The sequence below is a fragment of the Serratia sp. JSRIV001 genome (assembly GCF_019968745.1).
In the GTDB taxonomy this organism is placed as follows: domain Bacteria; phylum Pseudomonadota; class Gammaproteobacteria; order Enterobacterales; family Enterobacteriaceae; genus Chania; species Chania fonticola_B.
On record NZ_CP074147.1, the window covers coordinates 1,660,847 to 1,673,681 of the forward strand.

The 12,835-nt window shown below is 55.2% G+C and carries 11 protein-coding genes; 10 read left to right on the forward strand and 1 reads right to left on the reverse strand.

Annotated features, from left to right (window positions below; genetic code table 11):
* The 4 genes from KGP17_RS07520 to nei all read left to right on the forward strand — a co-directional run bounded on the left by KGP17_RS07520 (nt 1) and on the right by nei (nt 3,253).
* A complete protein-coding gene (locus KGP17_RS07520) occupies nt 1–732 on the forward strand; it encodes a DUF969 domain-containing protein (RefSeq protein ID WP_021805279.1) in 732 nt (243 codons plus the stop codon).
* Nucleotides 729–1,736 (forward strand): DUF979 domain-containing protein, encoded by a 1,008-nt coding sequence (locus KGP17_RS07525; protein ID WP_223499115.1) that lies wholly within the window; start codon nt 729–731, stop codon nt 1,734–1,736. The genes KGP17_RS07520 and KGP17_RS07525 overlap by 4 nt, the downstream gene beginning before the upstream one ends.
* A gap of 8 nt (nt 1,737–1,744) precedes the next feature.
* Nucleotides 1,745–2,389: a pyroglutamyl-peptidase I gene (gene pcp / locus KGP17_RS07530; RefSeq protein WP_021805277.1), complete on the forward strand. Its 645-nt coding sequence runs from the start codon at nt 1,745–1,747 to the stop codon at nt 2,387–2,389.
* Nucleotides 2,390–2,461: 72 nt separating this feature from the next.
* Nucleotides 2,462–3,253: an endonuclease VIII gene (gene nei, locus KGP17_RS07535; protein WP_223499116.1), complete on the forward strand. Its 792-nt coding sequence runs from the start codon at nt 2,462–2,464 to the stop codon at nt 3,251–3,253.
* A gap of 86 nt (nt 3,254–3,339) precedes the next feature.
* Here nei and KGP17_RS07540 read toward each other — a convergent pair whose 3' ends face one another.
* Entirely contained in the window at nt 3,340–4,629 is a 1,290-nt protein-coding gene (locus KGP17_RS07540) for a citrate synthase (RefSeq protein WP_021805275.1), read from the reverse strand.
* A 646-nt stretch (nt 4,630–5,275) separates the two neighbouring features.
* Between KGP17_RS07540 and sdhC the strand changes: the two genes are divergently transcribed.
* The 6 genes from sdhC to odhB all read left to right on the forward strand — a co-directional run bounded on the left by sdhC (nt 5,276) and on the right by odhB (nt 12,805).
* Nucleotides 5,276–5,665 (forward strand): succinate dehydrogenase cytochrome b556 subunit, encoded by a 390-nt coding sequence (gene sdhC, locus KGP17_RS07545; protein ID WP_024483149.1) that lies wholly within the window; start codon nt 5,276–5,278, stop codon nt 5,663–5,665.
* Nucleotides 5,659–6,006, forward strand: coding sequence for a succinate dehydrogenase membrane anchor subunit (sdhD, locus tag KGP17_RS07550; RefSeq protein WP_021805273.1), 348 nt, complete (start codon nt 5,659–5,661; stop codon nt 6,004–6,006). Before sdhC ends, sdhD begins: the two co-directional genes overlap by 7 nt.
* Nucleotides 6,007–7,773: a succinate dehydrogenase flavoprotein subunit gene (gene sdhA, locus KGP17_RS07555; RefSeq protein WP_021805272.1), complete on the forward strand. Its 1,767-nt coding sequence runs from the start codon at nt 6,007–6,009 to the stop codon at nt 7,771–7,773.
* A gap of 16 nt (nt 7,774–7,789) precedes the next feature.
* Nucleotides 7,790–8,506 (forward strand): succinate dehydrogenase iron-sulfur subunit, encoded by a 717-nt coding sequence (locus KGP17_RS07560; protein ID WP_021805271.1) that lies wholly within the window; start codon nt 7,790–7,792, stop codon nt 8,504–8,506.
* A gap of 254 nt (nt 8,507–8,760) precedes the next feature.
* Entirely contained in the window at nt 8,761–11,577 is a 2,817-nt protein-coding gene (gene sucA / locus KGP17_RS07565; RefSeq protein WP_021805270.1) for a 2-oxoglutarate dehydrogenase E1 component, read from the forward strand.
* Nucleotides 11,578–11,587: 10 nt separating this feature from the next.
* Nucleotides 11,588–12,805 carry a 2-oxoglutarate dehydrogenase complex dihydrolipoyllysine-residue succinyltransferase gene (odhB, locus tag KGP17_RS07570; protein ID WP_021805269.1) on the forward strand — a complete coding sequence of 406 codons (1,218 nt, stop codon included), beginning with the start codon at nt 11,588–11,590 and terminating at the stop codon, nt 12,803–12,805.
* Nucleotides 12,806–12,835 lie beyond the last annotated feature (30 nt).

Genomic DNA, 12,835 nt, shown 5'->3' on the forward strand with positions numbered 1-12,835 from the left:
ATGGAACAAGCGGTAAACCTCTGGCCACTGATAGGCATCGCTGCCATCGTGGTTGGATTTGTATTACGTTTTAACCCGGTGCTGGTGGTGATCGCCGCCGGTATTATCACCGGGCTGGCGGCGTTGATGCCGCTGGATGTCATTTTGGAAAAGCTTGGCGAGGGCTTCCTCAATACCCGTAACCTGCCGCTGATCCTGCTGTTGCCGCTGCCGATTATCGGGCTGTTAGAGCGCCACGGTTTGAAAGAACGTGCGCAGGCGTGGATTGCCAAAATCAAAAGCGCCACCGCCGGGCGTTTACTGATCGTCTACCTGTTTGTGCGTGAAGTAACGGCGGCAATGGGGCTGACCAGCCTGGGCGGCCAACCTCAAATGGTACGTCCGCTGTTGGCACCGATGGCGGAGGGGGCCACGGAAAACCGCTATGGGGAACTGCCGGAACGTGTGCGCTATCGTCTGCGGGCAATGTCTGCCGCGACCGATAACGTCGGGCTGTTCTTTGGTGAAGATATTTTTGTCGCCTTTGGCGCGATCATCTTTATGCATAACTTTATGCTGGAATCCGGCGGCATTCAGACCGAACCGCTGCACATTGCGCTGTGGGGGATCCCAACGGCGATCTTTGCCTTTCTGATCCACTCGTTCCGTTTGTACCGCATGGACAAACAACTCAACGCTGAACTGAGCAAACTTAACCAGGCTGCGTTGCAGGCCAAGGGAGAAGGCCAATGATATTCCAACAACAATATCTCTATTGGCTGGCGGGTGCGGTATTACTGATCGTCGCCGCAATGTCGTTTCGCGATAAGGCCAACCCACGCCGTATTTCTACCGGCCTGTTCTGGGCCTTATACGGATTGATCTTCCTGGTGGGGGATTGGACCTATGGGCTATTTGGCTCAGGGGCTGAAGCCAAGCGTCAACTGCATATCACCGTGGGCGTATTGGTGGTGGTGATGGCTCTGATCGCCGGTTTTGGCGGTGTGCGTCTTGGTAGCTATCATCAGCGCAGCCAGCAAGAGCGCGAAACCAGTGCCAAACGCTTGGGCAACCGTCTGTTTATCCCGGCGCTGGCGATCCCGGTCGTCACGGTGATCGGCGTGCTGCTGTTCAATAACATCCCGGCCTTGCAACAGGCGGTGTTTGGCAGCGGTAGCCACTCCACCTTGATTACCTTGTTCTCCATGACCCTCGGCTGTTTGCTTGGCCTGGTGATTGCGGTGAAGATGACCCGTGAGAAAATGTCGCAGCCAGTGCAGGAAGCTCGTCGTCTGCTGGATTCCATCGGCTGGGCCTTCATCCTGCCGCAAATCCTGGCGACTCTTGGCCTGCTGTTCACCGTTGCGGGCGTTGGCACTGCCATCTCCCATTTAACGCAGGAATACCTGGCGGTAGATAACCGCTTTATCGCCGTAGCGGTGTATGCCATCGGCATGGCCGTATTAACCATGATCATGGGGAACGCGTTTGCGGCTTTCCCGATTGTCACTGCGGGTATCGGTATCCCGATCCTGGTACTGCAACACGGCGGTAACCCCGCGGTGATGGCGGCTATCGGCATGTTCTCCGGCTATTGCGGCACGTTGATGACGCCAATGGCTGCTAACTTTAATATTGTACCGGCAGCGTTACTGGAGTTACCGGACAAGAATGCGGTCATCAAGGCGCAGATACCGACCGGGGTCACGTTGCTGCTGGTTAACGTATTCCTGCTTTATTTCCTGATGTTCCTCTAGGAGAACGCATGCAGAAAGTATTGATTACCGGCTTTGAGCCGTTTGGCGGCGAGCGTGTCAACCCATCCTGGGAGGTGGTGAAGCAGCTTAACGATCTGGAGCTTGGCGGGGCGCACATTATCGCGCGCCAGCTACCTTGCGTCTTCGGTGAGGCATTAACTGTGCTGAACGCGGCCATTGATGAAGTTCAGCCAGCGATGGTACTGGCGATCGGCCAGGCGGGCGGGCGCACTGACATCACACTGGAACGCGTCGCTATTAACGTCGATGACGCGCGTATTCCCGACAATCAGGGACAGCAGCCGATCGATCAGGCCATTGTGGCAGATGGTCCTGCGGCCTATTTCAGCACCTTGCCGATCAAGGCGGTGGTGAATGCGATGCGTGAGGCTGGCATTCCGGCCTCGGTATCACAAACCGCCGGGACCTATGTCTGCAACCATGTGATGTACGGTCTGTTGCACCGCTTAAGCGGGCAGCAGGCGGTGAAGGGCGGGTTTATCCATATCCCTTACCTGCCTGAGCAGGCGGCACAGCATCCTGGTGCGCCGAGTATGGCAGCCCAGACGGTGCTGTTTGCTTTGGAAATGGCAATTTCGATCGCCTTGCAGGTGGAGCATGACTTGAAAGTGGTGGGTGGCGCCACGCACTAAGGTCATTTATGCTACCTCCATGTTAACCCTAGGGTTCGGCTTGCCGGACCCTTTTCAATCAAGGAGTTGTCCATGCCAGAAGGGCCGGAGATCCGCCGGGCGGCAGATAAGCTGGCGGCGGTGATGATCGAGCAACCACTGACCGAAGTCTGGTTTGCTTTCCCGCAACTGAAACACTATCAGGCCGAGCTGGTCGGTGAACGTATCACTGCCATCGAACCGCGTGGTAAAGCCTTGTTAACCGATTTCTCCAACGGTTTGACCATGTACAGCCACAACCAGCTTTACGGCGTGTGGAAGGTGGTGCGAGCGGGCGAAACACCAGAAACCAAGCGCGATCTGCGCGTGCGACTGGAGACGGCCGAGTGGGCGATTTTGTTGTATAGCGCTTCGGATATCACCATTGCGCCGCGCGGTGAGATCGAGCAACACCCGTTCTTAAAACGTATTGGTCCTGACGTGCTGGATATGGATTTGACCGTAGAGCAGGTGGAACAGCGGCTGTTATCGCCGACGTTTTGTAAGCGCCAGTTGGGCGGAATGCTGCTGGATCAGTCTTTTCTGGCTGGCCTGGGCAATTACCTGCGAGCCGAAATTTTGTGGCAGGCAGAACTGGCACCCAAGCATAAGCCGCAGGATCTCACCCCTGATGCGCTGCATCAGTTGGCGCAGGCGCTGTTGGATATTCCACGCATTTCATATCAGACCCGTGGTCAGGTAGATGAAAATCGCCATCACGGTACGCTGTTCAGCTTCAAGGTGTTTCATCGCAGCGGTGAGCCTTGCCCGCGCTGTGGCGCGATGATCGAGAAAACGGCGCTATCTTCGCGGCCGTTCTATTGGTGCCCGGTTTGCCAGCAGTAAGCCATAAAAAAACGCTGCCAGTGAGGCAGCGTTAAGTCGATAGGGTCATTAGCCGAGTTGGGGCGACTATGACGCCCCGCTAAAGCTTACTTTTTAACCTGAGACTTGAACTCACGCTCGGCATAGCCGGTATACAGCTGACGTGGACGAGCGATCTTGATGCCTTCGTCATGCATTTCGTTCCAGTGGGCAATCCAGCCGATGGTACGGGCAATCGCGAAGATCACCGTAAACATGGAAGAAGGAATACCCATCGCTTTCAGGATGATACCTGAATAGAAATCGACGTTCGGGTACAGTTTCTTCTCGATGAAGTACGGGTCGTTCAACGCGATGTGTTCCAGTTCCATCGCGACCTGCAGCAGGTTGTCGTCTTTCTTGTTCAGTTCTTTCAGCACTTCGTGACAGGTTTCACGCATCACGGTGGCGCGTGGATCGTAGTTTTTGTACACGCGGTGGCCAAAGCCCATCAGACGGAACGAGTCGTTCTTGTCTTTGGCACGTTTGATGAACTCAGGGATGTGCTCAACGGTTTTGATCTCTTCGAGCATCTTCAGTGCCGCTTCGTTGGCACCGCCGTGCGCTGGCCCCCACAGGGAAGCGATACCGGCCGCGATACAGGCAAACGGGTTGGCACCGGATGAACCGGCGGTACGTACGGTGGAGGTGGACGCGTTCTGCTCATGGTCGGCATGCAGGATCAGAATACGATCCATGGCGCGTTCCAGCACTGGGTTCACCACGTACTCTTCGCAAGGTGTAGCAAACATCATGCGCAGGAAGTTACCGGCGTAGGACAGGTCGTTGCGTGGGTAAACAAACGGCTGGCCAAGGGAATACTTGTAACACATCGCTGCCACGGTAGGCATTTTGGACAGCAGGCGGAAAGCGGTGATCTCACGGTGACGTTCATTGTTGACGTCCAGCGCATCGTGATAGAACGCAGCCAGGGCACCTGTTACCCCGCACAGCACCGCCATTGGGTGCGAGTCACGGCGGAAACCACGGAACAGATGGGTGATCTGGTCGTGGATCATGGTGTGACGGGTTACCGTGGTTTTGAAGGTTTCGAACTCTTCAGCACTCGGGGTTTCGCCGTACAGCAGGATGTAGCACACCTCCAGGTAGGAGGACTCTTTTGCCAACTGCTCAATCGGGAAGCCGCGGTGCAGCAGGATACCTTTGTCGCCGTCGATGAACGTGATTTTGGATTCACAGGAAGCGGTAGAAGTAAAGCCGGGATCAAATGTGAAATAACCTTTGGAGCCCAGGGCGCGTACGTCAATAACATCAGGGCCCAGTGAAGGGGTGAGCACGCCCAGTTCGATCGGAGCTTCGCCGTTGTTGATGCTTAGCGTCGCTTTCTTATCAGTCATTTACAGTCTCCTTAACGCCTTATTTTAAAAACCTCTAACAACTGAAATACCTTAAATCTCCGCAGGTTGCCCGCAATAAAGTCGAGCGAACGCTAACTCTGTGAGCGACAGCGCATTTGCGCCGGTAGGGGACAGAGTTTGCACCAGGCGAACAAGACGGGTTAGCAGCCGTTAACGATTCATCGGGATTCGTTATTTTCTTTTAATCATTACCTACGATCTGTTTGGAATGTTAACCACATACACTATCGCTACACTGTTGCATAACTTGTGCTTAGGGGGAAGTGTATCCGGTGACCGCTAGTGCATCATAGGGTTGATTGCTGCCCTATTTGTAATGGAAATGTTGATCTCTTGTCAAATCAGATAATTAATTTCGTGCTAAATGTAATAATCGTGATCTAAATCACTGTTCTGGGGAAATGTGACCAAAGGGATTGTATGGGAATTGTAATAAGAATGTGAACCTCCTATACTGCCGCCAGGTCTCCGGATTACCCTGAAGTAGGAGCACCCAGCGTTATCACTACGCGCCGTTTAAGCACTAGGATGTCGATGTTTGAGCGCGTGAGGTGTAAGAGTGAAAGCTCTTGGACGCTGTCTGATCCCCACCCAGGCCCGGAGGAAGGAAAATAATAAGAGCTGTGTGGGCAAAACCGTGAAAAAACAAAGACCTGTCAATCTGGATCTGCAAACGATCCGGTTTCCTGTAACTGCGATAGCGTCCATCTTACACCGAGTCTCTGGCGTAATTACTTTCGTTGCCGTGGGCATTCTCCTCTGGCTGCTGGGTATCTCTCTCTCTTCTCAAGAGGGCTTCCTGCACGCTGCCGCCATCATGAATAGCTTCTTCGTGAAATTCATTTTCTGGGGGATCCTCACCGCGTTGGCCTATCACATTTGCGGTGGCATTCGTCACTTGTTAATGGATTTTGGCTATATCGAAGAGAGTTTAGCCGCAGGTACCCGTTCTGCCCAGGTGGCGTTCGGTCTGACCGTCGTGCTGTCAATTCTGGCTGGAGTCCTCGTATGGTAAGCAACGTTTCTGCATTAGGACGTAACGGCGTACACGACTGGTTGTTACTGCGTGCTTCCGCCATCGTCATCACCCTGTATGTGCTCTATATCCTGGGCTTCGTCGTTACGGCTCCGGACATCACCTATGAAATCTGGCGCGGCTTCTTCGCCACCTCCATTACGAAAGTATTCACCTTGCTGACATTGCTGTCGATCCTGGTTCACGCCTGGGTGGGAATGTGGCAGGTGCTGACGGACTATATCAAGCCACTGGCGTTACGTCTGGTGCTGCAACTGGCGATTGTCGTCACGTTGCTGGTCTATTTACTGTACGGAACAATCGTCGTGTGGGGTGCATAAATGAAACTGCCAATCAGAGAGTTTGATGCAGTTGTTATCGGTGCTGGTGGCGCAGGTATGCGCGCGGCGCTGCAGATTTCCCAGGCGGGCTCAACCTGTGCCCTGCTTTCCAAAGTATTCCCGACCCGTTCCCATACCGTGTCTGCACAAGGTGGCATTACCGTAGCCTTGGGCAATAACCACGAAGACAACTGGGAATGGCATATGTACGACACGGTGAAGGGTTCCGACTATATCGGTGACCAGGACGCCATTGAATATATGTGTAAAACCGGCCCGGAAGCGATTCTGGAGTTGGAACACATGGGCCTGCCGTTCTCCCGTCTGGACGATGGCCGCATTTATCAACGCCCGTTTGGCGGCCAGTCACTGAACTTTGGTGGCGAGCAGGCGGCCCGTACCGCTGCGGCGGCGGACCGTACCGGTCACGCGTTGTTGCACACCCTTTATCAGCAGAACCTGAAAAACCACACCACCATCTTCTCCGAGTGGTATGCGCTGGATCTGGTGAAAAACCAGGATGGTGCGGTAGTCGGTACCACCGCTATCTGTATCGAAACCGGTGAAGTCGTGTACTTCAAGGCCAAGGCAACCATTCTGGCTACCGGTGGGGCAGGCCGTATTTACCAATCCACCACCAACGCCCACATCAATACCGGTGACGGTGTCGGTATGGCGCTGCGTGCCGGTGTACCGGTGCAGGATATGGAAATGTGGCAGTTCCACCCAACCGGCATTGCCGGGGCTGGTGTACTGGTCACCGAAGGTTGTCGCGGTGAAGGTGGTTACCTGCTGAACAAACATGGCGAACGTTTCATGGAACGTTATGCGCCAAATGCCAAAGATCTGGCGGGCCGTGACGTAGTGGCACGTTCGATCATGATTGAGATCCGTGAAGGCCGCGGCTGTGACGGTCCTTGGGGCCCACATGCCAAGCTGAAACTGGACCACCTGGGTAAAGAAGTGCTGGAGTCCCGCCTGCCGGGTATTCTGGAACTGTCCCGTACCTTTGCCCACGTCGATCCGGTGAAAGAGCCGATCCCGGTCATTCCTACCTGCCACTATATGATGGGCGGTATTCCGACCAAAGTGACCGGCCAGGCGCTGACCGTGAATGAGAAAGGCGAAGACGTGGTGATCCCGGGCCTGTTCGCGGTAGGTGAAATTGCCTGCGTATCGGTACACGGTGCCAACCGTCTGGGCGGCAACTCGCTGCTGGATCTGGTGGTATTTGGTCGCTCTGCCGGTATGCACCTGCAAGAGTCGTTGGCAGAGCAGGGCGATAGCCGCGAAGCCAGCGAATCGGACGTCGAAGCTTCACTGGATCGTCTGAACCGTTGGAACAACACCCGTTCTGGTGAAGATCCGGTGGAAATTCGTAAGGCACTGCAATCCTGTATGCAGCATAACTTCTCGGTGTTCCGCGAAGGTGATGCGATGGCGAAAGGGTTGGAAGAGCTGAAAGTGATCCGTGAACGTCTGAAGAACGCACGCCTGGATGATACCTCCAGCGAATTCAACACCCAGCGCATCGAATGCCTGGAGTTGGATAACCTGATGGAGACCGCGTATTCCACCGCCGTGTCGGCTAACTTCCGTACCGAGAGCCGTGGCGCGCATAGCCGCTTCGACTTCCCGGAGCGTGATGATGCCAACTGGCTGTGCCATTCGCTGTATCTGCCGCAATCGGAAAGCATGACGCGTCGTGAAGTGAACATGCAACCGAAGCTGCGCGCGGCATTCCCGCCGAAAGTGCGTTCTTACTAATTGCGGAGCTCGATTGATGAAACTTGAATTCTCTATCTATCGCTACAATCCGGATGTCGATAGCGCCCCGCACATGCAGGACTACAGCCTGGAAGCGGAAGAGGGCCGTGACATGATGCTGCTGGATGCGTTGATCCAGCTGAAAGAAAAGGACCCGACCTTATCTTTCCGCCGCTCTTGCCGTGAAGGCGTGTGCGGTTCAGACGGCATCAATATGAACGGTAAGAACGGTCTGGCCTGTATCACCCCGGTCTCGTCGTTGCGTAAAGGCAACAACAAGATTGTGATCCGCCCGCTACCGGGGTTACCGGTGGTACGTGATCTGGTGGTGGATATGGGGCAGTTCTATACCCAGTATGAAAAAATCAAGCCGTTCTTGATTAATGATGGCAAGAATCCTCCGGCGCGTGAGCACCTGCAAACGCCGGATCAGCGGGAAAAACTGGATGGATTGTACGAATGTATTCTCTGTGCCTGTTGCTCCACCTCTTGCCCATCGTTCTGGTGGAACCCTGACAAGTTTGTTGGCCCGGCCGGTCTGTTGGCGGCGTACCGCTTCCTGATCGACAGCCGTGATACGGAAACTGAAGCACGATTGGACGATCTGAACGACGCTTTCAGTGTTTTCCGCTGCCATAGCATTATGAATTGTGTCAGTGTATGTCCTAAGGGCTTGAATCCGACCCGTGCAATTGGCCATATCAAGTCTATGCTGCTGCAACGAGGCGCATAAACAGAACGAGATGCTGCGCCGGTGGCTTTACCGGCGCACATCCCAAGAGGGTATCTCTAAAAACTGACCCGTGATTGTGGTTAAAGGCAATCAGGTTTGTCCCGCCGGTTTTTAGAGGTTCCTTGTATGGGGCCGCAAGGTCCAAAACAGAACGTGCACTTGTATAAGCACGTCTAGTGAACCGTTAAGCGTACCATTACGGTAATTATGTTAACCACGGCGAAAACTGAAGCTTTAAAGCTTAAGGGATCAAAATGCAGAACGGCGCAATGAAGGCCTGGCTGGATTCCTCCTATCTGGCGGGCGCGAACCAGTCCTACATAGAGCAGCTCTATGAAGACTTTTTAACCGATCCGAGTTCCGTTGAAGATAGTTGGCGTTCGATTTTCCAGCAACTACCAACTGCGGGTGTCAAACCCGATCAGCTCCACTCCCAAACGCGAGATTACTTCCGCCGCCTGGCGAAAGATTCTGCTCGTTATAACACCACCATCAACGATCCTGAAACCGATGCCAAGCAGGTCAAAGTATTGCAGCTGATCAACGCCTTCCGCTTCCGTGGGCATCAGCACGCCAACCTCGACCCGTTAGACCTGTGGAAGCAGGAGCGCGTTCCCGATCTCGATCCGGCGTACCACAACCTGACCGAAGCCGACTTCCAGGAAACCTTCAACGTGGGTTCTTTTGCCATCGGCAAAGAAACCATGAAGCTGAGCGATCTGTACGCGGCGCTGAAGCAGACCTACTGCGGTTCGATCGGTGCCGAGTATATGCACATCACCAACACCGAAGAGAAACGCTGGATCCAGCAGCGCATTGAATCGGTAGCGGGGCGTGCCAGCTTCACCACCGATGAGAAACGCCGTTTCCTGAGCGAACTGACGGCGGCCGAAGGGCTGGAGCGTTACCTGGGTGCCAAATTCCCTGGGGCCAAACGTTTCTCGCTGGAAGGTGGCGATGCGCTGGTGCCGATGCTGAAAGAAATGGTGCGTCACGCAGGCAAAAACGGCACGCGTGAAGTGGTGCTGGGCATGGCCCACCGTGGCCGTCTGAACGTGTTGATCAACGTGCTGGGTAAAAAACCGGCCGACCTGTTCGACGAGTTTGCCGGCAAGCATAAAGAACACCTGGGCACCGGTGACGTGAAATATCACCAGGGCTTCTCTTCCGACGTGGAAACCGAAGGCGGCATGGTTCACCTGGCGCTGGCGTTTAACCCGTCGCACCTGGAAATCGTCAGCCCGGTTGTCATGGGGTCTGTACGTGCCCGCCGCGACCGTCTGGACGAAGCGCGCAGCAACATGGTGCTGCCAATCACCATTCATGGTGACGCAGCAATCACCGGGCAGGGCGTGGTTCAGGAAACCCTGAACATGTCGCAGGCTCGCGGTTATGAAGTGGGCGGTACGGTGCGTATCGTCATCAACAACCAGGTTGGCTTCACTACCTCCAACCCGTTGGATGCGCGTTCTACCCAATACTGTACCGATATTGCCAAGATGGTGCAGGCTCCTATCTTCCACGTGAATGCCGATGATCCGGAAGCGGTGGCCTTTGTCACTCGTCTGGCGTTGGATTTCCGTAACACCTTTAAACGTGACGTGATGATCGATCTGGTCTGCTACCGTCGCCATGGGCATAACGAGGCCGATGAGCCAAGTGCTACCCAGCCGGTGATGTACCAGAAGATCAAGAAACACCCAACGCCACGCAAAATCTACGCTGACGTACTGACCGAACAGAAGGTTGCCAGCCTGGAAGATGCCACGGAAATGGTCAACCTGTATCGCGATGCTCTCGATCGCGGTGACTGCGTGGTTGAAGAGTGGCGTCCGATGAACCTGCACTCCTTTACCTGGTCGCCATACCTGAATCATGAGTGGGACGAAGAGTACCCAAGCAAGGTTGAGATGAAGCGCCTGCAGGAACTGGCTCGCCGCATCAGCAGCGTACCGGAAGCGATCGAAATGCAGTCGCGCGTGGCGAAAATCTACGGCGATCGTGCCGAGATGGCCGCAGGCAACAAGCCGTTTGACTGGGGCGCAGCGGAAACGCTGGCTTACGCCACCATGGCTGATGAAGGCATCCCAATCCGTATTTCCGGTGAAGATGCTGGCCGTGGCACCTTCTTCCACCGCCATGCGGTGGTGCACAACCAGAAAAATGGTTCTGTCTATGTCCCGCTGGCGAATATCCACAGCGGCCAGGGCGAATTCAAAGTCTGGGACTCGGTGCTGTCTGAAGAAGCCGTTCTGGCATTCGAATATGGCTACGCCACCGCAGAGCCGCGCACCCTGACCATCTGGGAAGCGCAGTTTGGTGACTTTGCCAACGGTGCTCAGGTCGTGATCGACCAGTTCATCAGCTCCGGTGAGCAGAAATGGGGCCGTATGTGTGGCCTGGTGATGCTGCTGCCGCATGGTTACGAAGGCCAGGGCCCAGAGCACTCCTCTGCGCGTCTGGAACGTTACCTGCAGCTGTGTGCAGAACAGAACATGCAGGTGTGCATCCCGTCCACTCCGGCACAGGTTTACCATATGCTGCGCCGTCAGGCGTTGCGCGGTATGCGCCGTCCGCTGGTGGTGATGTCACCGAAGTCCTTGCTGCGTCATCCGCTGGCAGTCTCTTCCCTGGAAGAGCTGGCAAACGGCACCTTCCAACCGGCCATCGGCGAAATTGACGAGCTGGATGCCAAAGCGGTAAAACGCGTGGTGCTGTGTTCTGGTAAGGTTTATTACGATCTGCTGGAGCAACGCCGCAAGAACGACCAGAAAGACGTGGCCATCGTACGTATCGAGCAGCTGTATCCGTTCCCGCATCAGGCCGTTCAAGCGGTATTGGAACAGTATGCCCACGTGCATGATTTCGTCTGGTGTCAGGAAGAGCCGTTGAACCAGGGTGCCTGGTATTGCAGCCAACACAATTTCCGTGAAGTGATCCCGTTTGGGGCCTCTTTACGTTACGCAGGACGTCCAGCCTCTGCCTCTCCGGCGGTGGGTTATATGTCCGTACACCAGAAGCAGCAGCAGGCTCTGGTGAATGACGCGCTGAATATTGAAGAAAAAATTTAAAGGAAAGCTAATGAGTAGCGTAGATATTCTGGTTCCTGACCTCCCTGAATCCGTTGCCGATGCGACCGTCGCCACCTGGCATAAAAAACCGGGTGACACCGTTCAGCGTGACGAAGTGCTGGTTGAAATTGAAACCGACAAAGTCGTATTGGAAGTGCCTGCCAGTGAAGCCGGCGTACTGGAAGCGATCCTGGAAGACGAAGGCGCAACCGTGACTTCACGTCAGCTTCTCGGGCGTATCCGTCAGGGTGACAGCTCTGGCAAGCCGACCGAAGCGAAAGCTCAGAGCGTTGAATCAACTCCGGCACAGCGTGCAACCGCCAGCCTGGAAGAAGAGAACAACGACGCACTCAGCCCGGCGATCCGCCGCCTGATTGCCGAACACGATCTCGATGCTGCCGCCATCAAAGGCAGCGGCGTGGGTGGCCGTATCACGCGTGAAGACGTAGAAGCGCACCTGGCTGCCAGCAAGAAAGCGGCACCGGCTGCAGCAGCCCCAGCGGCGGCACCTCAGCCAGCCTTGGGCGGTCGTAGCGAAAAACGTGTTCCTATGACCCGCCTGCGCAAACGCGTGGCCGAGCGCCTGTTGGAAGCGAAGAACAGCACCGCGATGCTGACCACCTTCAACGAAATCAACATGCAGCCGATCATGGATCTGCGCAAGCAGTACGGTGAAGCCTTCGAAAAACGCCACGGCGTACGTCTGGGCTTTATGTCCTTCTACATCAAAGCGGTAGTCGAAGCGCTGAAACGCTTCCCGGAAGTGAACGCCTCTATCGACGGCAGCGACGTGGTTTACCACAACTACTTCGATATCAGCATTGCGGTTTCGACCCCGCGCGGCCTGGTAACCCCGGTACTGCGTGACGTTGACTCCATGAGCATGGCGGACATCGAGAAGAAAATCAAAGAGCTGGCGATCAAAGGCCGTGACGGCAAATTGACCGTGGAAGAACTGACCGGCGGTAACTTCACCATTACCAACGGCGGCGTCTTCGGTTCATTGATGTCCACCCCGATCATCAACCCACCGCAGAGCGCCATCCTGGGTATGCACGCCATCAAGGATCGCCCGATGGCGGTCAATGGTCAGGTCGTGATCCAGCCGATGATGTATCTGGCTCTGTCTTACGATCATCGTCTGATCGATGGCAAAGAGTCGGTGAGTTATCTGGTAACGGTGAAAGACATGCTGGAAGATCCGGCTCGTCTGCTGCTGGACGTTTAATCCTTGCAAGGGCGTGGTTTTTGCCGCGCC

What these genes read in the sequence shown, in the direction of transcription:
- nei (WP_223499116.1), top strand. Translation starts at nt 2,462, where the DNA reads ATGCCAGAAGGGCCGGAGATCCGCCGGGCGGCAGATAAGCTGGCGGCG.
- sdhD (WP_021805273.1), top strand. Translation starts at nt 5,659, where the DNA reads ATGGTAAGCAACGTTTCTGCATTAGGACGTAACGGCGTACACGACTGG.
- sucA (WP_021805270.1), top strand. Translation starts at nt 8,761, where the DNA reads ATGCAGAACGGCGCAATGAAGGCCTGGCTGGATTCCTCCTATCTGGCG.
- odhB (WP_021805269.1), top strand. Translation starts at nt 11,588, where the DNA reads ATGAGTAGCGTAGATATTCTGGTTCCTGACCTCCCTGAATCCGTTGCC.
- KGP17_RS07560 (WP_021805271.1), top strand. Translation starts at nt 7,790, where the DNA reads ATGAAACTTGAATTCTCTATCTATCGCTACAATCCGGATGTCGATAGC.
- KGP17_RS07540 (WP_021805275.1), bottom strand. Translation starts at nt 4,629, where the DNA reads ATGACTGATAAGAAAGCGACGCTAAGCATCAACAACGGCGAAGCTCCG.
- pcp (WP_021805277.1), top strand. Translation starts at nt 1,745, where the DNA reads ATGCAGAAAGTATTGATTACCGGCTTTGAGCCGTTTGGCGGCGAGCGT.
- sdhA (WP_021805272.1), top strand. Translation starts at nt 6,007, where the DNA reads ATGAAACTGCCAATCAGAGAGTTTGATGCAGTTGTTATCGGTGCTGGT.
- KGP17_RS07520 (WP_021805279.1), top strand. Translation starts at nt 1, where the DNA reads ATGGAACAAGCGGTAAACCTCTGGCCACTGATAGGCATCGCTGCCATC.
- KGP17_RS07525 (WP_223499115.1), top strand. Translation starts at nt 729, where the DNA reads ATGATATTCCAACAACAATATCTCTATTGGCTGGCGGGTGCGGTATTA.